General features: G+C 65.5%; 16 protein-coding genes. 1 reads left to right on the top strand and 15 read right to left on the bottom strand.

Annotated elements, in window-relative coordinates; all coding sequences use genetic code 11:
• Positions 1-106: 106 nt before the first annotated feature.
• From mgtE to C3F36_RS09210, 11 genes are all read right to left on the bottom strand, one after another.
• Positions 107-1,531 carry a magnesium transporter gene (mgtE, locus tag C3F36_RS09260; protein ID WP_162726541.1) on the bottom strand — a complete coding sequence of 475 codons (1,425 nt, stop codon included), beginning with the start codon at positions 1,529-1,531 and terminating at the stop codon, positions 107-109.
• A 132-nt stretch (positions 1,532-1,663) separates the two neighbouring features.
• The gene (cysG, locus tag C3F36_RS09255; protein ID WP_104454954.1) at positions 1,664-3,070 is read right to left on the bottom strand and encodes a siroheme synthase CysG; all 1,407 of its coding nucleotides are present in this window, start codon (positions 3,068-3,070) and stop codon (positions 1,664-1,666) included.
• A gap of 12 nt (positions 3,071-3,082) precedes the next feature.
• Complete coding sequence (nirC, locus tag C3F36_RS09250; RefSeq protein WP_104454953.1) at positions 3,083-3,895, bottom strand: nitrite transporter NirC; 813 nt, start codon at positions 3,893-3,895, stop codon at positions 3,083-3,085.
• Between the two features lie 216 nt (positions 3,896-4,111).
• The gene (gene nirD / locus C3F36_RS09245) at positions 4,112-4,429 is read right to left on the bottom strand and encodes a nitrite reductase small subunit NirD (protein WP_042016469.1); all 318 of its coding nucleotides are present in this window, start codon (positions 4,427-4,429) and stop codon (positions 4,112-4,114) included.
• Positions 4,429-6,975, bottom strand: coding sequence for a nitrite reductase large subunit NirB (nirB, locus tag C3F36_RS09240; protein ID WP_199769686.1), 2,547 nt, complete (start codon positions 6,973-6,975; stop codon positions 4,429-4,431). The genes nirD and nirB overlap by 1 nt, the downstream gene beginning before the upstream one ends.
• 296 nt (positions 6,976-7,271) lie before the next feature.
• Positions 7,272-8,360, bottom strand: coding sequence for an ABC transporter permease (locus C3F36_RS09235; RefSeq protein WP_053288012.1), 1,089 nt, complete (start codon positions 8,358-8,360; stop codon positions 7,272-7,274).
• A 3-nt stretch (positions 8,361-8,363) separates the two neighbouring features.
• On the bottom strand, positions 8,364-9,473 hold the full coding sequence (locus tag C3F36_RS09230) for an ABC transporter permease (RefSeq protein WP_104454951.1): 1,110 nt from the start codon (positions 9,471-9,473) through the stop codon (positions 8,364-8,366).
• Positions 9,470-11,239, bottom strand: a complete 1,770-nt coding sequence (locus C3F36_RS09225; protein ID WP_104454950.1) for an ATP-binding cassette domain-containing protein — start codon at positions 11,237-11,239, stop codon at positions 9,470-9,472. The genes C3F36_RS09230 and C3F36_RS09225 overlap by 4 nt, the downstream gene beginning before the upstream one ends.
• The gene (gene hlyD / locus C3F36_RS09220) at positions 11,236-12,204 is read right to left on the bottom strand and encodes a secretion protein HlyD (protein WP_104454949.1); all 969 of its coding nucleotides are present in this window, start codon (positions 12,202-12,204) and stop codon (positions 11,236-11,238) included. Before hlyD ends, C3F36_RS09225 begins: the two co-directional genes overlap by 4 nt.
• Before the next feature lie 85 nt (positions 12,205-12,289).
• Positions 12,290-12,931 carry a TetR/AcrR family transcriptional regulator gene (locus C3F36_RS09215; RefSeq protein WP_010676034.1) on the bottom strand — a complete coding sequence of 214 codons (642 nt, stop codon included), beginning with the start codon at positions 12,929-12,931 and terminating at the stop codon, positions 12,290-12,292.
• A gap of 272 nt (positions 12,932-13,203) precedes the next feature.
• A complete protein-coding gene (locus C3F36_RS09210) occupies positions 13,204-14,124 on the bottom strand; it encodes a LysR family transcriptional regulator (RefSeq protein WP_010676033.1) in 921 nt (306 codons plus the stop codon).
• Positions 14,125-14,292: 168 nt separating this feature from the next.
• Between C3F36_RS09210 and C3F36_RS09205 the strand changes: the two genes are divergently transcribed.
• A complete protein-coding gene (locus C3F36_RS09205) occupies positions 14,293-15,717 on the top strand; it encodes an MFS transporter (protein ID WP_104454948.1) in 1,425 nt (474 codons plus the stop codon).
• Positions 15,718-15,805: 88 nt separating this feature from the next.
• Here the strand turns inward: C3F36_RS09205 and hslU are convergent, their stop codons facing one another.
• The 4 genes from hslU to argS all read right to left on the bottom strand — a co-directional run bounded on the left by hslU (position 15,806) and on the right by argS (position 20,535).
• A complete protein-coding gene (gene hslU, locus C3F36_RS09200; RefSeq protein ID WP_010676031.1) occupies positions 15,806-17,134 on the bottom strand; it encodes an HslU--HslV peptidase ATPase subunit in 1,329 nt (442 codons plus the stop codon).
• Positions 17,135-17,226: 92 nt separating this feature from the next.
• Entirely contained in the window at positions 17,227-17,760 is a 534-nt protein-coding gene (gene hslV / locus C3F36_RS09195; protein WP_005306539.1) for an ATP-dependent protease subunit HslV, read from the bottom strand.
• A gap of 186 nt (positions 17,761-17,946) precedes the next feature.
• Positions 17,947-18,786, bottom strand: coding sequence for an SPOR domain-containing protein (locus C3F36_RS09190; RefSeq protein ID WP_104454947.1), 840 nt, complete (start codon positions 18,784-18,786; stop codon positions 17,947-17,949).
• Positions 18,787-18,789: 3 nt separating this feature from the next.
• Entirely contained in the window at positions 18,790-20,535 is a 1,746-nt protein-coding gene (argS, locus tag C3F36_RS09185) for an arginine--tRNA ligase (RefSeq protein WP_010676028.1), read from the bottom strand.
• Between the last annotated feature and the right edge of the window lie 304 nt (positions 20,536-20,839).

The raw sequence follows: 20,839 nt of genomic DNA, 5'->3' as shown, positions 1-20,839 counted from the left end.
GGTTGGCATTTCAACGACTATTCCTTGCCCAGTGGCGGGAAATACCGTTTTTGCGCGAAAGCGGCCCCGCGCCATGGCAGGCGCCGCAGACGGTCAGCCTCGGGCCCTAGAGCAGAAACAGGGTCGCCAGCCCCAGGAAGATGAAGAAGCCGCCGGTGTCGGTGATGGCGGTGATCATCACGCTGGCCCCCACCGCCGGGTCGCGCCCCAGCCGACTCATGGTCATGGGGATGATGACCCCCATCAGGGCCGCCACCAGCAGGTTGAGCATCATGGCGAGCGTCATCACCGCGCCCAGCGCCGCATCCTGATAGAGGATGTAGGTGGCCACCCCCATGGTGCCGCCCCACACCAGGCCGTTGATCAGGGCCACCCCCAGCTCGCGCCACAGCAGGAAGGAGACATTGCCGGTCTGGATATGCTGCAGCGCCAGCGCCCGCACTATCATGGTGATGGTCTGGTTGCCGGTGTTGCCGCCGATGCCGGCGACGATGGGCATCAGGGCCGCCAGCGCCACCAGCTGGGAGATGGTGTGCTCGAACAGGCCGATCACCCGCGACGCCACGAAGGCGGTGCAGAGGTTGATGGCGAGCCAGGCCCAGCGGGTCTTGACCGCCTTGGAGACGGGGGCGAACACGTCTTCTTCCTCGCTGATCCCCCCCATGCGGCGCAGGTCGGTGTCGCTCTCTTCATAGACCAGGTCCACCACCTCGGCGACGGTGAGCCGTCCCATCAGCTTGCCCCTGGCATCCACCACGGCGGCGGAGACCAGGTCGTCCCGCTCGAAGGTGCGGGCGGCGGCCTCGTCGTTGTCTTCCGGATCGAAGGTGACCGGATCCTTCTCCATCGCGTTGCTCACCAGGGTTTCGGGCTTGTGCAGCAGCACGGCGGTGAGGGGCAGCTCCCCCTGCAGCCGGTTGCGCCGATCGGTGACGAACAGCTTGTCGGTGTTCTCGGGGATCTGGCCGCGCAGGCGCAGATAGCGCTGGACGGTGGCCAGGGTCACGTCGGGCCGGACCGTGATGAGCTCGAAGTCCATCATGGCGCCGACCGTGTGCTTGCCGTAGCGGATCACCTCGCGCACCTTGTCCCTGTCCATCGGCGCCATGGAGGTGAGCAGCCGTCCCATCAGGTTGCGGGGCAGGTACTGACCCAGGTAGATCTGGTCGTCGATGTCGAGGGTGCTCAGGGCGTGCAGGAGTTCTTTGTCGCTCATGCCGCTGATGAGGCTGTCCCACACCGTCTCCGACGCCTCCACCAGGATCTGGCCGTGCTTGTCTGCATCCACCTGCTGCCACAGCACATGGCGCTCGTCCGGCGGCAGGGATTCCAGCGCATCGGCGATATCGGCGGCGGGCAGGCTGTTGACCAGCCGGGTCAGCTCGCTGGTCTGGTCCCGAAGCTCTGCGTCCTGCTCCCCTTGCGGGTCGAGCAGGCTCTCGGTGAGGGCGTCATCGGCCAGCAGCAGCGTGAGGATGCGGGCTCTGTCGTGTTCACGCTGTTTGGCGCTGTTCTTGGGGGGGAGGGACATGAAGCAGAATTCCTGAATTCGGTGGTCCGGCTGACACACCCCATAGGATACCAGACTCAAAACAAGAGGTTATGACAGTAAATGCAGAAAAAGAAACGCCACCCGAGGGTGGCGTTGGAATGGATGCAGCGATCAGGCCGAGGCCAGGGCCACGTCTGTGGCGCCTCCTTGCCCGAACCAGGCAAGCTGGTCGGCCAGGGTCACCACCGAGCCCACCATGATCAGCGCCGGACTCTCGACCCCTACCGCCAGCTCGGGCAGCTCATCAAGGGTGCCGCGAATGACCCGCTGGCAGGGCTGGGTGCCGCGCTCGATCAGCGCCACCGGGGTGTCGCCTGCCTTGCCGTGGGCCAGCAGCTGTTCACGGATGGTGGTGCAGGATGAGAGCCCCATGTAGAAGACCAGCGTTTGCCGATCTTTGGCCAGCAGCGGCCAGTCGAGATCCCGGGCACCCCCCTTGCCGTGGGCGGTGACGAAGCGCACGCTCTGGGCGTGGTCGCGGTGGGTCAGCGGAATGCCGGCGTAGGCGGCGCAGCCGCTGGCCGCCGTGATCCCCGGCACCACCTGAAAGCCGATGCCAGTGCCGACCAGTGTCTCCAGCTCCTCGCCGCCACGGCCGAAGATAAAGGGGTCGCCCCCCTTCAGCCGCACCACCCGCTGTCCCTTCTTCGCCTCCTCCAGCAACAGCTGGTTGATCCCCTCCTGCGGCACGCAGTGGTTGCCCGCCTGCTTGCCGACGAAGATGCGTTTGGCGTCGCGGCGCACCAGCGCCATCACCTCGTCGGAGACCAGCCGGTCATAGACCACCACGTCCGCCTGCTGCATCTGGCGCAGGGCGTGCAGGGTGAGCAGACCCGGATCGCCAGGGCCGGCACCGACCAGCACCACCTCGCCAGCGCTCTGGCTTTCGTCGGCAAACAGATTGTCGGCCAGCTGGTGGGCAGAGGCGCTATCCCCCCGAGCCAGCGCCTGACCGAGCCGATCCGCCCCGAGCAGCCGTTCCCAGAAGCGGCGCCGCTCGCCCATGCTGGCGAAGCGCGTCTTGACCCGCTCCCGCAGGCTGCCGGCGAAGGCCGCGACGGCACCCAGATGCTGGGGCAGCAGGGCTTCGAGTTTCTCCCGCAGCAGTCGGGCCAGCACCGGGGCCTTGCCGCCGGAGGAGATGGCCACCATCAGCGGCGAGCGGTCGATGATCGACGGCATGATGAAGCTGGAGCGTTTCGGGTCATCCACCACGTTGGCAAAGATCCGCGCCTGATTGGCGCTCTGGTAGACCAGCGCATTCACCTCGCGCCGATCTGTAGCGGCTACCACCAGCCACTTGCCCGCCAGTTGCTGCGGCGCAAATTCACCGGCCAGCCACTCGATGGTCCCGTTGGCAGCCAGTTCCGCCAGCTCGGGGTCGAGATCGGGCGCGACCACGGTGAGCTGGGCTCCGGCATCCAGCAGCAGGCGCGCCTTGCGCTCTGCTACCTCGCCGCCGCCGACCAGCAGCACGGGTTTGTTGTCGAGTCGGCAAAAGATGGGCAAGTAGTCCATGGGGCCTCCTGATCAGGCGGTTTGGGTCTGGCTGGCAGTGGTGGTGGTCTCGCTCAGCGCGACCGGGCGCTCGGCCTTGGGGGTGGCATACCAGTAGCCGAGGCCCATGAAGAGGGCGCCGGAGACGGTGTTGCCCAGGGTTACCCACAGCAGGTTGTGGCCGATGCCGCCCAGGGTGTAGGCCTCGGAGTGGGCACCGAACCAGGAGAGGGCAAACAGGGTCATGTTGGCGACCGAGTGCTCGTAGCCGGAGGCGATGAAGGCGAGCAGGCACCACCAGATGGCGATGAACTTGGCGGCACCCTCGGTGCGCAGCGCCATCCAGATGGCGAGGCAGACCAGCCAGTTGCAGAGGATCCCCTTCATAAACAGGGTCAGCGCCGGGGCCTGGGTTTTGGCCAGCGCCACCTTGTGCGCCAGACTGCCCGCATCCGGCAGCAGGCTGCCGCCGTAGGAGTAGATGAGCGCCACCACGATGGAGCCAATCAGGTTGCCCACCCAGGTCTGCGGCAGGATGCGCAGCAGGTCGGCCATGGTGATCTTGCCCGTCTTCACCCCGAAGGTGAGGAACATGGCGTGGCCGGTGAACAGCTCGGAGCCGGCGATGATCACCAGCGTCAGGGCGATGCCGAAGGTGGCCCCCATCACCAGCGGCCGGATGGCGGGATCCACCAGATTGCCGAGGGTGAAGATGAGGATGATGCCGAGGCCCACATAGGCCCCCGCCATGGCGGAGCTGAGCCAGAAGCCGAGCTTGTCGCTGCGCTCGAAGCGGTTGATGCGGGCCGCGTTGGTGGCGCACTTGTTGATGGTTTCGGTATACATCTTTGTTTCCTTCAAGAGGGCCGCCCGCGGGCAGCCCTGACTGTTTTTTAACCCCCTCCCTGCCTCCCCCTTGTCAAGGGGGAGGGGCTTTTTGCTCCCTCCCCTGTGAAGGGGAGGGCCGGGGTGGGGTCTGGTGTTAGACGGCGACCCAGACCTGCTGGTCGCGCACTTCAACGGGGTATCCCCGTACCGACATAGATCTGGGGGTTGTCGACATCAGACGGCGACCCAGACCTGCTGGTCGCGTACTTCAACGGGATAGCTCTGCACCGACATGGCGGGGTTGTCGAAACAGTGGCCATCGCTCAGGCGAAAGCGCTGCTTCTTGAGCGGGCTGGCGACCCAGAGATCGCCGTCGTGTTCGCAGATCAGGCCCCGCGACAGCACGTTGGCGGCGAAGAAGGGATCCCGGTTGTCGATGGCGAACACCTCGGCGGCCGCGCTCGGGCGGAACAGGGCAATCTGGCGACCCTCAATGAGTGCGCAGACACCGGTTCCCGGCAGGATGTCGTTGAGTTGGCAGGCAAGTTTCATCATTTGGTTTCCACCTCGATCTGGTAGACGGGGATGCGCTCGGCCGGAGTGGCGGGTCTGTGCTGGTCGCGCTCGGCGACGAACTGGACGTCCGGATCGCGCTTGTCGCTGTTGATGAAGTGGCTGAAACGCTTGAGCGCTTCCTCTTCGTTGAGGGTGCGCGACCATTCGCACTCGTAGCTGTCGATGAGGGTCTGGATATCGCGCTCTAGCGTCTCGGCCAGCCCCAGCTTGTCATCGACGATCACCTCGCGCAGATAGTCGACGCCCCCTTCCAGGTTGCCGAGCCAGACCGAGGTGCGCTGCAGTTTGTCGGCGCTGGTGACGTAAAACATCATAAAGCGGTCGATCAGCTTGATCAGGGTCTCGCGGTCGAGGTCAGACGCCAGCAGATCGGCGTGGCGCGGTTTCATGCCGCCGTTGCCGCCTACATAGAGGTTCCAGCCCGCGTCGGTGGCGATGATGCCGACATCCTTGCCCTGTGCTTCCGCACATTCACGGGTGCAGCCGGAGACGCCGAACTTCATCTTGTGGGGGGTACGAATGCCCTTGTAGCGGTTCTCGAGGAAGACCCCGAGGCCGACGCTGTCCTGCACGCCGAAGCGGCACCAGGTGCTGCCGACGCAGGTCTTGGCCATGCGCAGCGCCTTGGCGTAGGCCTGACCGGTCTCGAAGCCCGCTGCCAGCAGCTTGCGCCAGATGGCGGGCAGATCATCCTTCTGGGCCCCGAACAGGCCGATGCGCTGGGCGCCGGTGATCTTGGTGTAGAGCTTGTAGTCGCGGGCCACTTCGGCCACCGCCAGCAGCCCTTTCGGGGTCACCTCGCCACCGGCCATGCGCGGGATGACGGAGTAGGTCCCGTCCTTTTGCATGTTGCCGAGGAAGATGTCGTTGGTGTCCTGCAGAGGGGTGTTGCGCGGGCTCAGCACATGCTCGTTCCAGCAGGAGGCGAGGATGGAGCCGACCGTCGGTTTGCACACCTCGCAGCCATGGCCCTGGCCATGTTTGGCCAGCAGCTCGTCGAAGCTCTTGATCCCCTCCACCTTGACCAGGTGGAACAGCTCCTGACGGGAGTGGGGGAAGTGGGCGCAGAGGTGGTTGTTGACCTCGATGCCCTGTTTCACCAGCTCGGCGTTGAGCACCTGACTGATGAGCGGCACGCAGCCGCCGCAGCCGGTACCGGCCTTGGTCTGCTGCTTGATGGCTGCCAGGGTGGTGTGGCCCTCGGCCACCGCCTTGGCGATGTCGCCCTTGGAGACGTCGAAGCAGGAGCAGATCTGGGCGCTTTCCGGCAGGGCATCCACCCCCAGGGTCGGCTTGGCACCGGCGTAGGCGGGCAGGATCAGGGTGTCCGGGTGGCTCGGCAGCGGCAGGGCGTTGAGCATCATCTGCAGCAGGTTGCCGTAATCCTCCACGTCACCCACCAGCACGGCGCCGAGCAATCGGCTGTTGTCTTCGCTCACCACTATCTTCTTGTAGACGCCGGCCTGGTCGTCCTGGAACACATAGCTGTGGCTGCCCGGGGTGCGGCCGTGGGCATCGCCGATGGAGCCGACGGAGACGCCGAGCAGCTTGAGCTTGGCGCTCATGTCCGCCCCTTCGAAGCGGCTGTCGCCGCCCTGCAGGTGGTCGACGGTGATCTGGGCCATCTTGTAGCCCGGTGCCACCAGGCCGAAGAAGCGACCCTGCCAGGCGGCGCACTCGCCGATGGCATAGATGTCGGAATCGGAGGTGAGGCAGTGATCGTCGATGACGATGCCGCCGCGCTCGGCGATGGCGAGATCGCCGTAGCGACCGAGGGTGTCTTGCGGGCGGATGCCGGTGGAGAAGACCACCACGTCCACTTCCAGCTGGCTGCCGTCGGCGAAGGCGAGGCGGTGTTTCGCCTGCTCGCCGCCATGCATCAGGATCTCGCTGGTGCTCTTGCTGGTGTGTACCTGCACGCCCATGGATTCAATCTTGCGGCGCAGCAGCTGGCCGCCCTGACCGTCGAGCTGCTCGGCCATCAGTACCGGAGCAAACTCCACCACATGGGTCTCGAGACCCAGCGCCTTGAGGGCGCCGGCAGCTTCGAGGCCAAGCAGGCCGCCCCCGATCACCACCCCGCTCTTGCCGCTCTTGGCCGCGCTGCGGATGGCTTTGAGATCCTCGATGGTGCGATAGACGAAGCACTCGTGGTGCTGGCTGCCCGCAATGGGCGGCACCCAGGGGTAGGAGCCGGTGGCCAGCACCAGCTTGTCGTACCCGACCACAGTGCCCTTGTTGGAGTGCACTTCGCGGTTGGTCCTGTCGATTTTTTTCACCGCTTCGCCGAGCAGCAACCGAATGCCGTGCTTGTCGTAGAAGCCGGGTTTGACGAGGGAGAGATCTTCGCTGGTGTGATGGGAGAAGTAGGAGGAGAGATGGACGCGATCGTAGGCGGGACGGGATTCTGCACCGAAGACGGTGATCTCGTAGCGGCCCGGATCGGCCCGCTCGATCAGCTCTTCGATGAAGCGGTGCCCCACCATGCCGTTGCCCACAACGACCAGTCTGATTTTGCTCATAGTTGCCTCAAGTTTGGAGTAATAAAACATCATTCTGAGGCTAGGCTACCCAGTCGGCAGGGGCAGACGATTGATGCAAATCAAGTGTCTATTTATATATCTCCTCAGGGGTAATTCGAGAAAATTCAGTACTATACAAAAATAGGTATACCAGTTAATGATTTCTGCGTTAGCTCGGGGTGAGGGATGGTGGAGGGTAAGCCCGGTTTACCAACTGCCGGGGAGTGAAAACTTATGTCGGAAAAAGGCCGGTCTCGCACTGGGCGAGACCGGCATCAGCTGAACAAGGTGGCGCGTCAGGCAATATGGCGGCGGAACATGGCGAGCGCCAGCGACAGGGTGACGCCGGCGATGGCGAGCAGCGGCCAGAGCAGGGGCCAGGCGGCCGACCAGTCGAACCCCTTGAGGAAGACCCCCTTGAGCAGCACGATGAAGTGGGTGAGGGGGTCGATGGCCGCCAGCCACTGGAACACCTGGGGCATGTTCTCCACCGGCGAGATGTAGCCCGAGAGGATCACCGCCGGGACGGTGAAGGAGAAGACCCCGAGAAAGGCCTGCTGCTGGGTCGAGCAGAACGACGAGATGAAGAGCCCGATCCCGGCCAGTGCCAGCCCGTAGCAGACCATGCCCGCCATCAGCAGGCTGAGGCTGCCGGCAAAGGGGAGGTTGAAGACAAAACGGGCGGCCAGCGCGACTATGCACCCTTGTCCCACCGCCACCATGATGCCGGGCACCGCCTTGCCCGCCATGATCCAGCCTGCGGTGAGGGGCGAGACCAGCAGCTGATCGAAGGTGCCCTCCTCCCGCTCCCGCGCCACCGAGAGGGCGGTGACAATCAGACAGCCGGTGGTGGTGATGATGGCCACCAGTGCCGGCAGGATATGCCAGTGGAACTCGACGTTGGGGTTGTAGAGGTTGCGTACCGCCAGCTCGGGTTGCCCCTTGCCCTCACTTTGCCAGCGGGCGATCACCTGACTGATGTAGCCCGCCGCCACCTGACCGCCGTTGGAGCGGCGGCCGTCGATAATCAGCTGCACCTTGGCCGGTTCGCCCCGCGCCAGCCGGCGCGAGAAATCCCCCGGAATAATCAGCCCGAGCAGCGCCTGTTGCCCGGTGATGGCCTCGGTCATGCCCGCCTCGCCTTGCACCGGGATGATGGTGGTGAAGGCGGGCATATGGGTGAGGCGCTCCAGCAGCTCGCGGCTCTGGGCTCCGCCATCCTGGTTGTAGATGGCCAGCGTGTTGCCGGTCACCTCCAGAGTGGCGGCGAACGGGAAGAGGGCGGTTTGCAGCAGCACCGGCATGATGAGCAGAAAGCGCCCCTGAGTATTGCCCATCAGGGCCTGCAGCTCTTTTCGGATCAGCCACCAGAGTCGGATCAGCATGGGTTACTCCAGAGTGCGCCGCGTCTTGCGGGCGGTCAGGGCCAGCCAGAAACCGGCCAGCAGCAGCAGACAGAAACCGTTGACCAGCAGGATCGAGAAGACGCTGCCCGCCTGATAGAGGGTCTGCAGGGAGCTGGCGAAGTAGCGGGCCGGAATGAGGTGAGTGATGGCTCGCAGCAGCGGTGGCATGCTGGCGATCTCGAACACGAAGCCCGACAGCATCACGGCGGGCAGAAAGGCGGCGATCAGCGCCGCCTGCGCGGCGTTGAACTGGCTGCGCATCACGGTGGAGAGAAACAGCCCGAGTCCGAGGGCGCTGCCGAGAAAGACGCTGGTGACCAGAAAGAGCAGCAGCAGGGAGCCGCGCCACGGCACCGCCATCACCGCCACCGAGAAGAGCAGGCAGAGCAGCATGGCGATGATGCCAAGGCCGTAGTAGGGCAACAGCTTGGAGAGCAGCAGCTCCCCCTTGGTGACCGGGGTGGCGAGCAGCGCCTCCATGGTGCCGCGCTCCCACTCCCGCGCCACCACCAGCGAGGTGAGCAGGGCGCCTATGATGGTCATCACCACCGCAATGGAGCCCGGCACCAGAAAGTTGCGGCTCACCAGCGCCGGGTTGAACCAGGCGCGGCTCTCTATCGACACCGGCATGGCGACCCCCTCGCCAGCGAGCCACCCCTGCCAGATCCCCTGCACATAGTTGGTGACGAAGTTGGCGGTGTTGGGCTCGGAGCCGTCGGTCAGCAGCAGCGCCTGCGGCGTGCCATTGTCCTGACCGGCCAGCGCGCGGGAGAAGCCGTCATCGATCACCAGCAGGCCGCGGATCTCGCCACGGGCCAGACTGGCGAGCAGGGACTCCTTGCTCGGGCCGCTGTGGATCTCCAGCGCGGTTGAGCCGCGCAGGGCCTGCTCCAGCCGCACCGCCGGGGCGCCGCTATCGGTACGCCAGATGCCGATGCGCAGATGGTCCACATCCAGATTGATGGCGTAACCCATCACCACCAGCAGCACCACCGGCATGATGAAGGCGATGAGGATGCTGCTCGGATCTCGGACGATTTGCAGCGTCTCCTTGCGGCAGAGGGCCAGCAGTCGCCGACGGTTGATGCTCATGCGTCCTCCTCGCTGGCCCGCTCGACCAGGGTGATAAAGGCCTCTTCCATTGTTGGCAAAGAACAGGTCGGCAAGGAGCCGGTTGGCAAAGAGGTCGCCGCCTCTTTGGCGGCCAGCCCCTTGAGATCGTCCGGGGTGCCGAGGGCCAGCAGCTTGCCGCGATAGATGAGGGCAATGCGGTCGCAATACTCCGCCTCATCCATAAAGTGGGTGGTGACCAGCACGGTGACGCCGTGGTCGGCCAGCGCGTTGATGTGCGACCAGAACTCGCGCCGGGTCACCGGATCGACCCCGGAGGTGGGCTCGTCGAGAAACAGCAGCGGTGGCTCGTGCAGCAGGGCGCAGGCCAGCGACAAGCGCTGGCGCAGGCCGAGCGGCAGGGATTCCGCCTTCTGATCGAGCCAGGGGGTGAGGGCAAAGGCAGTCACCATGGCGTCGATCCGCGTCTGCTGGTGGCGGCCGAACAGGCCGTAGATACCGGCGAAGAAGGAGAGGTTCTGGGCCACGGTGAGCTGCTTGTAGAGGGAGAACTTCTGCGCCATGTAGCCGAGACGCTGGCGCGCTGCCGAGGGGCTGTGGGCCAGATCGATGCCGGTCACCAGCGCCTGTCCCTCGCTCGGGCGCAGCAGGCCGCACTCCATCTTGAAGGTGGTGGACTTGCCCGCCCCGTTGGGGCCGAGCAGGCCGAAGATCTCGCCGCGGCGCACCGCAAAGCTGACGTCATCGGTGGCGGCAAAATCGCCGAAGCGCTTGGTGAGGTGGCGCGCCTCGATCACCGCCTCGGGGGAGACCCCCTGCGGCAGTTCCGCTTCGCGCATCCCGGTTGCCAGACTCGACTCCCCGCCGGGGCCGCCGCCGAGCAGGTCGATAAAGGCATCCTCCAACCGGGGCTGGGCCGGTTGAAAGGCGCCGTTGGCGAGATGCAGCTCTGCCAGCGGTGGGGGCGTCATGCCCGGGTGCAGCAGCAGGCGAACCCGCTCCCCCGCCACCGCGCCATCCATCACCGCCGGGTGAGCCAGTGCCCGGCGCAGCAGGGCGCGCCGCTCGCGGCCATCCAGTTGCCCCGCCTCCAGTAGCCAGCAGCGGCTGGCCATGGCCCCCATCAGATCGGCCGGCGTGCCGCTGGTGCGCACCTCGCCATCCGCCATCAGCAGCACGTGGTCGCACAGCTCCGCCTCATCGAGATAGGCGGTACTCCAGAGCACCGTCATCCCCCCCTTGGCCAGCTCGCGCACCATCTGCCAGAGGGCGCGGCGGGAGATGGGATCGACCCCGACCCCGGGTTCGTCGAGCAGCAGCACATCCGGGGTGCCGAGCAGGGCGCAGGCCAGCCCGAGCTTCTGCTTCATCCCGCCAGAGAGCTTGCCTGCCGGTCGCGTGGTGAAGCGGGCAAGGTCGGTGAAGGCGAGCAGCCGCGCGAAGGTGGGTGTGCGTTCGAGCTCCAGTACGCCGCGCAAGTCAGCGTAGAGGGTGAGGTTCTCCAGCACGCTGAGATCCTCGTAGAGGCCGAACTGCTGGGGCATGTAGCCGAGGCGCTGACGCAACAGATCCCCCTCGCTCACCGGGTCCAGCCCCAGCACCCGGATGGTGCCCGCTTCGGGGATCAGCAGACCGGCCAGCAGGCGCAGCAAAGTGCTCTTGCCCGCGCCGTCGGGGCCCACCAGTCCGGTAATGCCACCGGCCGGAATGGTGGCCGAGATGGCGTTGAGGGCGACCCGCTCGCCAAAGCATTTGGTGAGCCCCTCGAGGGAGATGGCGCAGCTCATGGAGCCAGCCTGATGGTGACCGGCATCCCCTGGCGCAGGGCCGGGTCGGGATCCTGCACCACGATGCGCAGCCGGTAGACGAGGTGGGTGCGCAGGTCCGGGGTTTCCACCGATTTCGGGGTGAACTCGGCGGTGGGCGAGACAAAACCCACCACCCCGTGATAGGGCTGATCCGGCCGCGAGTCGGTGTTGAGGGTCACTTTGGCGCCGCTCGGGAAGTGGCCGAGCCAGGGCTCCTCCACATAGGCGCGCACCCAGACTGGCGCGGTCAGGGAGAGGTTGAAGGCGGTCACTCCGCTCTGCACCATGCTGCCGTTCTCGATGGCGCGACTGATGATGATGCCGTCGCTGGGGGCGGTCAGGCTGGCATCTGCCAGCGCCAGTTCGGCACTGGCGAGCGCCGCTTTGGCCCCTTCCAGCTGGGCATCGGACTGGGCGATTTCCTCCGGGCGGTAGCCGGTTTCGAGCTGGGCGAGCTGTTCGCGTGCCGAGCGCACCTGCGCCTGGGTCTGATCCCGCTGGGAGCGGGCAGTATCGAGCTGACCGCGGGAGATGGCGCCGGTGGCGGCCAATGCGCTCTGGCGGCGCCACTGCTGGTCGGCCTCCAGCGCAGCGGCCTCGGCGGCGGCCAGTGCGGCCCGGGCGCGGTCGGTCTCTTCGCTGCGATAGCCTTTGTGCATCAGGGCGTTGGCGGCAGTGAGTGCAGCCAGATTGGCCAAGGCGCTGTCGCGGCTGTGGGTGAGGGGAGCCGGATCGAGGCGGGCCAGCAGTTGACCGGCTTTTACGCTATCTCCCTCATCGACCAGCACCTGATCGACGCGGCCGCCGACCCGAAAGGCCAGATTGACGTCGCGAATATCGACGTTGCCGTAGAGGATGGAGCCGTCGGCCGGGCGCCCCTGCCACCAGAGGTAGCCACCGATAACAGTTAGCAGCAGGGCCACGATTGCAATGCGTTGTTTCATGCTGCTTCTCCTTGAGGATGGGTCTGCCACCAGAGGTCACCACCAAGAACGGCCAGCAGCAGAGCTAGCATCGCGATGCGTTGTTTCATGCCGTTTCTCCTTCTTTCATGTCGGTGGGGCGCAGGCCGCGCAGGGCCCATACCAGCCGCTGTCTGGCGGCCTCGGGGTTGTCTATCTGGCTGAGAAAGGGGGCGGCCTGTTCGGGCAGCCAGCCGAGCTGGCGACCGCTGCCGGCGATCACCAGCGGCAGGCCGACCGACCCCATGATGAAGATCATCAGCTGGAGCGGGTGACCCGCGACCAGCGACCCTTCCGCCTGTGCCATCCGTACCTGTTCGATCAGCAGCAGGGGATGGCGGCGCGGCAGGCTGAGCAGAAAGCGCTGGGCCGCCCCTTCCCCCGCCAGCGCATCGCCAAACAGGTGGTTGATGAAGCCGCGCTGGCGCGCCACCAGCCCGATCAGCGCCTCCATGGTCGCCTCGAACATGGCGATGGCAGAGGGGTAGGAGCCTTTGGCTGCCACCGCCTTGAGCTCGTCATAGAGGGGGGCGTACCAGAGCTCGACCAGCTCGTCGATAAAGGCGTCGCGGTTGCCGAAGTGATAGACGAAGGAGCCGAGGTTCACCTCGGCCGCCGCCGCCAGCTCGCGCACCGTCAGGCCGCGCAGCCCCTTCTCGGTGGCGATGGCGAGGCCGGTATCGAGCAGTTTCTGACGGGTGGGGTGCATCTGGCTGGCGCTCCTTGTGTATGCATTTTGTACGCAATTATACGACCGTATAAAAAATGCGGAAGCGGGTGGCAGGATCTTTTTGCCCGCAATGTGATCCGCCCCGCTCTGAGGGGCCGTGATCCCCGTCCGGCAGGGGGAAGGATCCACCGCTTGTGCCCAAGCCACGGGCATGTCGGTGTGACGGGGTGGTGAAAGGCGCTTCAGGCCCCGGATGCGGGTGCCCGGGCCACAAGAGGCTGGTGATGGAGCCGGGAGCTGCCTGACCCGGATCAGGGGGTGTCGGTGGCCCCGGTGTGATAGGGGGGCCGGGCACAGGTGTCCCGTATCAGGGCGCGCAGCCAGCGGTGGCCCGGATCGGCATCCTGACTGGGGTGCCAGAGCAGGGCGACCCGGATCCCTGGCAGAGCGAAGGGCAGGGGCAGGGTGACCAGATCGCCGAGCAGGCTGGCGCAGTGCAGGTGCGGCACCGTCGCCACCAGATTGCTCTCCCTGACCAGGGCCAGCGCCGTCGCAAACCCGGGAACCAGGGTAGTGATGGTGCGCCGCCTCCCCTGGCCTGCGAGGATCTCGTCGATGGGGCTGTGAGGCTGGCCCCGGCGGGAGACCAGCACGTGGCGCGCGGCGGCATAGCGCGCCACGGTCAGGGTGCCGTCGCAGAGGGGGTGGTCCGGGTGCACCACGGCGACGAAGTGGTCCTGGAACAGGGCCTGGGTGCGCAGCTCAGGGGCCGTGGTGGCGCCGATCACCCCGGTCTCGAAGTCCAGCTCGCCACGGCGCAGGGGGCCGCTCTCCTTGTCGGGTTTGGCCAGAAAGTGCAGCCGCACCCCGGGGGCCTCGACGGCGAGGCGCGCCAGCAGGGCGGGGCCCACCGCCTCCACGAAGCCGTCGCTGGATCTCAGGCGGAAGGTGCGCTCCAGGCTCGCCGGGTCTACTTCCTGCTGGGGGCGCAGCACGGCCCGGGTCTCCTGAACCAGGCGGGCGACCTCATCCCGCAGGATCTGCGCCCGGGGGGTGGGGATCAGGCCGCGTCCCGCCCGCACCAGCAGCGGATCCCCCGTGGTCTCCCGCAGCCTTGCCAGGGCCCGGCTCATGGCGGAAGCACTCAGGCCTAGCCGTCTGGCGGCGCCCGCCACACTGCCCTCTTCCAGCAGGGCATCCAGGGTGATCAGCAGGTTGAAATCCGGGGTCATGGTCGTCTCCTCGCAGGCGGCGCCTGACGGGCCGACCCCTTCATGATACGCGAGTTGCCGTCTCTTCATATGGCGTCTGATGCAACTATAAGCTGCAATCCGTGCGTCTTCCGCCTTGTCATCTCCCCCGCTAGCCTGAGTGCATCATCACTTGCCGGAGAGACTGCCATGTCCACACCACTTCTTGTTCCCCCTCCCGTGACGCGCCGTCTTGGCCTCGTGGGGCTCGGGCTCGCCACCCTGCTGCCCATGCTGGCGGGCAGCATGGCCAACCTGGTGCTGCCTGCCCTGGGGCAGGACTTCGGCGTGCCCTTCGCCAGCCTGCAATGGGTGCTGGTGGCCTACCTGCTTGGGATCACCAGTCTGACGGTGGTGGCGGGCCGACTCGGGGATCGTCTGGGGCGGCGTCGCCTGCTGCTCTGGGGGACCGGGGTCTTTGCGCTGGCTTCCCTGCTGTGCGCCCTGGCCCCTTCCATTGGCTGGCTCATTGCCGCTCGCACCCTGCAAGGGGCGGGTGCGGCCTGCATGCTGGTGCTCTCGCTGGCCATGGCAGGAGAGCTGGTGCCGCCAGCCCGACGGGGCTGGAGCATGGGATTGCTCGGCACCCTGTCGGCCTGCGGCACGGCGCTCGGCCCCTCCTTTGGCGGCCTGTTGATCGGCGGATTTGGCTGGCAGGCACCCTTCCTGCTGCTGCTCCCCCTGGCGTTGCTGGCCCTGGGGTGTGCCTGGCGCGACCTGCCCCGGGATGAGGCGGGCTCTGCCGAGGGAGGCCTCCCGCTCACCAGTCTGTTGCTGCTGGTGACGGCGCTGCTCTGCTACGGGCTGGCACTGACCCGGGGCAGCCCGCTCGGGGCCTGGCCGGGGATAGGGGCGCTCGTCGCCATGGCGCTCTTCGTGCGTGCCGACTCGGGCGCCCGTCGCCCTCTGCTGCCCCTGGCGCTGCTGGGGGCGTCCAGGCGAAGAGGCGGGATCATCGCCAGTGCGCTGGTGGCCAGCGTCATGGTGGCGACGCTGCTGATCGGTCCTTTCTACCTGCACGGCGCCTTTGCCCTCGACATGGGGACGGTGGGGCTGATGATCTCCATGGGCCCCCTGCTGGCGGCGCTGTCCGGCATGCCTGCCGGCTGGCTGGTGGACAGGGTGGGGGCGACCCCTGTGGTGCGCCTCGGCATGGGGCTCATGGTGGTGGCCGCCGTCTTGCTGGCCCTGCTGGACAGGGCGCTCGGGCCCCTCGGCTACCTGCTGCCCATCCTGCTGCTCACCGCCGGTTATGCCCTGTTCCAGACCGCCAACAACAGCGCCGTGGTGGGGGAGACGGAGGGGGCGAGCCGGGGCGCCGTGGCCGGGCTGCTGACCCTGTCGCGCAACCTGGGCCAGTTGACGGGGGCGGCGGGGCTGGGGGGCCTGTTCGCCGCCCTGGCGGGGCGGCCCGATCTCGCCCTCGCGACGGCGGACGAGCTGGCGTTTGCCACCCGGGTCACCTTCGCCCTGACGGCCTTGCTGCTGATGAGTGCGCTCTGGCTGGCGGGAAGGGGGGAGCGTGCCGTGCAGGGTGATGTGGCCCGGGACGGCTGCGAGTCGGGAGAACGCTGAAAACGAAGACGCCTCAACAGGGGAGGCGTCTTGCTATGGGATTGAGCAGGATAGTAAACCGCTCAGCTCCTCGTTATCGATCAACCTGTTACAGAATGAAGCGGCTCAGATCCTCGTCTTCAATCAGCTTGCCGAGGTGGGCGTTGACGTAGTCGGTGTTGATGACGAAGGTCTCGCCTGACTTCTCGGAGGCGTCGTAGGAGATGTCTTCCATCAGCCGCTCCATCACGGTGTGCAGACGACGGGCGCCGATGTTCTCGGTGCGCTCGTTGACCTGCCAGGCCGCTTCGGCCAGACGGCGGATACCATCCTGGGTGAACTCGATGTTGACCCCTTCGGTGGCCATCAGTGCCTTGTACTGATCGGTCAGGGAGGCGTTCGGCTCGGTCAGGATGCGCTCGAAGTCTTCGGTGGTCAGGGCGGTCAGCTCGACCCGGATCGGCAGACGACCCTGCAGCTCGGGGATGAGGTCGGACGGCTTGGCGATCTGGAAGGCACCGGAGGCGACAAACAGGATGTGATCGGTCTTGACCATGCCGTGCTTGGTGTTGACGGTGCAGCCCTCGACCAGCGGCAGCAGGTCGCGCTGAACCCCTTCACGGGAAACGTCCGGGCCCGAGCTCTCGCCGCGCTTGCAGATCTTGTCGATCTCGTCGAGGAAGACGATGCCATTGTTCTCGACGGAGGCGATGGCCTTCTGCTTCAGCTCTTCCGGGTTGACCAGGCGGGCTGCTTCCTCTTCGATCAGCGCCTTCATGGCCTCCTTGACCTTGATTTTGCGCTTCTTCTTCTGGTTCTGGCCCAGGTTCTGGAACAGCCCCTGCAACTGGTTGGCCATCTCTTCCATGCCCGGCGGGGTCATGATTTCGACACCCATGGGGGAGGCGGCCAGATCCAGCTCGATTTCCTTGTCATCCAGCTGACCTTCCCGCAGTTTCTTGCGGAAGATCTGGCGGGTGTTGGAGTTGTCGGCTTTCTCTTCCTCACCCCAGCTGTTGCGCGGGTTGGGCAGCAGGGCGTCGAGGATGCGCTCTTCGGCGGCTTCCTCGGCGCGGTATTTCATCTTCTCCATCTCGGTCTCGCGCACCAGCTTGATGGCGACATCGGTCAGATCGCGGATGATGCTGTCCACTTCCTTGCCCACATAGCCCACTTCGGTGAACTTGGTCGCTTCCACCTTGATGAAGGGGGCGTTGGCCAGCTTGGCCAGGCGACGGGCGATCTCGGTCTTGCCGACGCCGGTCGGGCCGATCATCAGAATGTTCTTCGGGGTCACCTCGTGGCGCATCTCCTCGGAGAGCTGCATCCGGCGCCAGCGGTTGCGCAGGGCGACGGCGACCGCGCGCTTGGCGTCGGCCTGACCAATGATGTGTCTGTCCAGCTCGTGGACGATTTCTCTCGGGGTCATCTCGGACATGATGGCGTTCCTGTATCCGGGGCGGGCAGGGCCCACCCCTTGGAAAATGGGGTTTGGCTGACGGCCTTATTTGGCGGCCCTATTTCGCCGGCTTATTTAGCTGAATAATCCAGCACTTCGATGGTGTGGTTGCCGTTGGTGAAGACGCAGATGTCGCCCGCAATCTTGAGGGACTTCTCGACAATGCTCTTGGCGTCGAGCTCGGTGTTCTCCAGCAGGGCGATGGCGGCGGACTGGGCGAAGTTGCCGCCGCTGCCGATGGCGATGAGATCGTGCTCCGGCTGCACCACGTCACCGTTGCCGGTGATGATGAAGGATTTGTGCTCGTCGGCGACGGCCAGCAGCGCCTCGAGGCGGCGCAGGGCGCGATCGGTGCGCCAGTCCTTGGCCAGCGCCACGGCGGCGCGCTCCAGGTTGCCCTGATGGGCCTGCAGTTTGGCTTCGAAGCGCTCGAGCAGGGTGAAGGCGTCGGCGGTGCCGCCGGCGAAACCAGCCAGTACCTTGCCGTTGTAGAGGCGATGAACCTTGCGGGCGTTGCCCTTCATGACGGTGTTGCCAAGAGAAACCTGGCCATCGCCACCGATGACGACCTGACCGTTGCGGCGAACTGAAACTATGGTAGTCACTTTACTTACCTCGCTTGAGCCGAATGACGGCCTGACTGTGCATGGAGGAAAAGATGGGGATGGCAAAACGGCTTTTCAAGCCTGTGCCGAGTACGGATCGCGGGGGAGGGATCGGGTGGGCGCGGGATGGCGCCAAAAGAAACAGGGCCGGGTGTTGCCACCCGGCCCTGTGCATGGACGCGGCGATCACCCCTTCTTGGGGATGCAGCCGCTGATGCCCGAGCCCTGCAGCTTGCGGTTGGCCGCATCGGCCGCCGCCTTGCCGTTGAAGGGGCCCACCATCACCTTGTAGACGGCGCCACCGGCCCCGTTCACCACCTGCAGGCTTGAAGAGAGCCCGGCGGTGAAGGCGATGCGCGCCTTGAGGGATTCTGCGGAATCCTGGGAGCGCAGGGCGGCACACTGCATCATGTAGCGACCGCCGTCGGCGGCTGCGGTCTGTGCAGTCTGGGTCGCCGCCTTGGCTCTGGCGGCCTCGGCACGCTCCCGCTCCAGTTCGGCGCGGATCTCCCGCTCCATCCGCTCACGCTCGGCCTTCTGGTCGATCACCTGCTCCCGGGCGCTGGCGACCGGGGCGCCGGTGGCCGGCTGCACCGGTTGCGGCTGATAGGGCTTCACCTGACCTATGGGGGTTCCCGGCTGGGGAATGTCGGTCGCGACCGGCTTGGGCAGCTTCTCCGGTTGCAGGGTCATGGTCTCGGCAGGCGGGGGCGGCAGCACGCCCGGCTGGGGCGGCGGCTCTATGATGTCCACCTGCTTGTTCTCCAGCCGCTCGATGTAGCTCCACTTCTCCTGGGGCAGGGTATTGCCCTGTGCCTTGGGTTTGTTGGCCTTCACCTGCTCTTCGATGGTGGGGGCATCGGCGCCCTTGCCGTTGATGAGGTAGAGGAAGGCGCCAAAACCGACGACCAGGGCCCCGGCCAGCAGTGCCGGGATAACAGGAAAGCGGCGAGGGGCCGCTTTCTTGATGTTACGGCCACCCGCCCGTCGTCTCGGGCTGTTGCCGACGTAATCCCGGGTCGCCATCTATTACATGCGCTCCAGGGTGTGGATGCCCAGCACGCCCAGGCCCAGCTTGAGCACCTTGGCGGTGGCGGCGCACAACAGCAGACGGCTCTGGCGGGTCGCCTCGTCCACGCCGTCCTTGTTGATCGGGCAGGCTTCGTAGAAGGTCATAAAGTTGCCAGACAATTCATAGAGATATGTGCACAGAAGGTGCGGCATCCCCTTGTCCGCCACGCCGTTGACCGCGTCGGAGAACTGGATCAGCTTCTGGGCCAGGGTCTCTTCGGCGTCTTCGCTCAGGACCACCTTGCCGCTCAGGGTATCGGCATCGACGCCAGCCTTGCGGAAGATGGACTGGATACGGGTGTAGGCGTATTGCAGGTACGGCGCCGTGTTGCCTTCAAAGGAGAGCATCAGATCCCAGTCGAAGATGTAGTCGGTGGTGCGGTTCTTGGAGAGATCCGCATACTTGACCGCGCCCATAGCGATGGCGTGCACCACCTGGGCCTTCTCTTCGGCAGAGAGGTCGCTGTTGCGGCTCTCCAGCAGGGCGCTGGCGCGCTCTTCCGCTTCGTTCAGCAGGTCAACCAGCTTGACGGTGCCGCCGGAGCGGGTCTTGTAGGGACGGCCGTCCTTGCCCAGCATCATGCCGAAGGCGTGGTGCTCGAGGGGCACGGATTCCGGCACATAGCCCGCCTTGCGGGTGATGGTCCAGGCCTGCATCAGGTGCTGGTGCTGACGGGAGTCGATGAAGTACATGACCCGGTCGGCGCCCAGGTTCTCGTAACGGTATTTGGCGCAGGCGATGTCGGTGGTGGTGTAGAGGAAACCGCCGTCGCTCTTCTGGATGATGACGCCCATGGGCTCGCCATCCTTGTTCTTGAACTCGTCCAGGAAGACCACGGTGGCCCCTTCGCTCTCGACTGCCAGCCCCTTGGCTTTCAGGTCGGCAACGATCTGCGGCAGCATGTCGTTGTACATGGACTCGCCCATGATGTCCTTGTTGGACAGGGAGATGTTCAGACGGTCGTAGTTGCGCTGGTTCTGCTCCATGGTCATGTCGACCAGCTTCTTCCACATGGTGCGGCAGTACTCATCGCCACCTTGCAGTTTCACCACGTAGTTGCGGGCGCGCTCGGCGAAGGCTTCGTCTTCGTCGTAGTGACGCTTGGCCTGGGTGTAGAAGGCTTCCAGGTCCTTGAGCTCCATGTCGGAGGCGTGCTCGTTGGCCATCTTCTCCAGATAGGCGATCAGCATGCCGAACTGGGTGCCCCAGTCGCCGATGTGGTTGGCACGCACCACCTTGTGGCCCAGGAATTCGAGGGCGCGGGCGGCCACGTCACCGAGCACGGTGGAGCGGATGTGGTGCACCGCCATCTCCTTGGCCACGTTGGGGGCGGAGTAGTCCACCACCACGGTCTGCGGCGCCGGCAGCTTCACGTTGGCGTTGTCGGAGGTCACCATGGCTTCCACCTGACCGGCCAGCCAGCTCGGGTCGAAGAAGAAGTTGATGAAGCCGGGGCCGGCGATCTCGACCTTGGCGATCAGATCGGAGGCAGGCAGGTGCTCGATGATGGCAGCGGCCAGCTCGCGGGGATTCTTGCGGGCCGGTTTGGCCAGCAGCATGGCCAGGTTGGTGGCCAGGTCGCCGTGAGCCTTCTCCTTGCATCGGTCTACTTGCACCCGGGCTTCCAGGTCGGCGGGCAGGACGCCTGCGGACTTGAGATTGGCTACCGTTTGTTCAAGTAGATGATGAATATGCTCTTTCATAACTGACCACCGAGGTTGCGCGTCGAAAAGTGACTGACTGGATAAGGGCGTGAATTTTACCCGCATCGGGCCGAGAAAACTATAGGAACGGCCCGCACCCGTAGGTGTGGCGGATATTTCACTGCGTTTTCCACCACATTGCAGGATATTGATTTGGATAAGTGGTGGTTATCCATTTCTACTGCATAACGAAACGGCTTGCCCAGGCTATTTTCCCCTGATTATGACAGGGTTATTTATACCGATTCGATCTGAATGATCCCGCTTCCCGTGGCGGTCGTATCCTTTGAGGACGCCGTTGGAG

It is taken from the genome of Aeromonas sp. ASNIH2, from assembly GCF_002934795.1.
Taxonomy (GTDB): domain Bacteria; phylum Pseudomonadota; class Gammaproteobacteria; order Enterobacterales; family Aeromonadaceae; genus Aeromonas; species Aeromonas caviae.
This window is presented reverse-complemented; position numbering and strand designations above follow the sequence as displayed.

Excerpts from the sequence above, each read along its gene's own strand:
- mgtE (WP_162726541.1), bottom strand. The coding sequence starts at position 1,531 with ATGTCCCTCCCCCCCAAGAACAGCGCCAAACAGCGTGAACACGACAGA.
- cysG (WP_104454954.1), bottom strand. The coding sequence starts at position 3,070 with ATGGACTACTTGCCCATCTTTTGCCGACTCGACAACAAACCCGTGCTG.
- nirC (WP_104454953.1), bottom strand. The coding sequence starts at position 3,895 with ATGTATACCGAAACCATCAACAAGTGCGCCACCAACGCGGCCCGCATC.
- nirD (WP_042016469.1), bottom strand. The coding sequence starts at position 4,429 with ATGAAACTTGCCTGCCAACTCAACGACATCCTGCCGGGAACCGGTGTC.
- nirB (WP_199769686.1), bottom strand. The coding sequence starts at position 6,975 with ATGAGCAAAATCAGACTGGTCGTTGTGGGCAACGGCATGGTGGGGCAC.
- C3F36_RS09235 (WP_053288012.1), bottom strand. The coding sequence starts at position 8,360 with ATGCTGATCCGACTCTGGTGGCTGATCCGAAAAGAGCTGCAGGCCCTG.
- C3F36_RS09230 (WP_104454951.1), bottom strand. The coding sequence starts at position 9,473 with ATGAGCATCAACCGTCGGCGACTGCTGGCCCTCTGCCGCAAGGAGACG.
- C3F36_RS09225 (WP_104454950.1), bottom strand. The coding sequence starts at position 11,239 with ATGAGCTGCGCCATCTCCCTCGAGGGGCTCACCAAATGCTTTGGCGAG.
- hlyD (WP_104454949.1), bottom strand. The coding sequence starts at position 12,204 with ATGAAACAACGCATTGCAATCGTGGCCCTGCTGCTAACTGTTATCGGT.
- C3F36_RS09215 (WP_010676034.1), bottom strand. The coding sequence starts at position 12,931 with ATGCACCCCACCCGTCAGAAACTGCTCGATACCGGCCTCGCCATCGCC.
- C3F36_RS09210 (WP_010676033.1), bottom strand. The coding sequence starts at position 14,124 with ATGACCCCGGATTTCAACCTGCTGATCACCCTGGATGCCCTGCTGGAA.
- C3F36_RS09205 (WP_104454948.1), top strand. The coding sequence starts at position 14,293 with ATGTCCACACCACTTCTTGTTCCCCCTCCCGTGACGCGCCGTCTTGGC.
- hslU (WP_010676031.1), bottom strand. The coding sequence starts at position 17,134 with ATGTCCGAGATGACCCCGAGAGAAATCGTCCACGAGCTGGACAGACAC.
- C3F36_RS09190 (WP_104454947.1), bottom strand. The coding sequence starts at position 18,786 with ATGGCGACCCGGGATTACGTCGGCAACAGCCCGAGACGACGGGCGGGT.
- argS (WP_010676028.1), bottom strand. The coding sequence starts at position 20,535 with ATGAAAGAGCATATTCATCATCTACTTGAACAAACGGTAGCCAATCTC.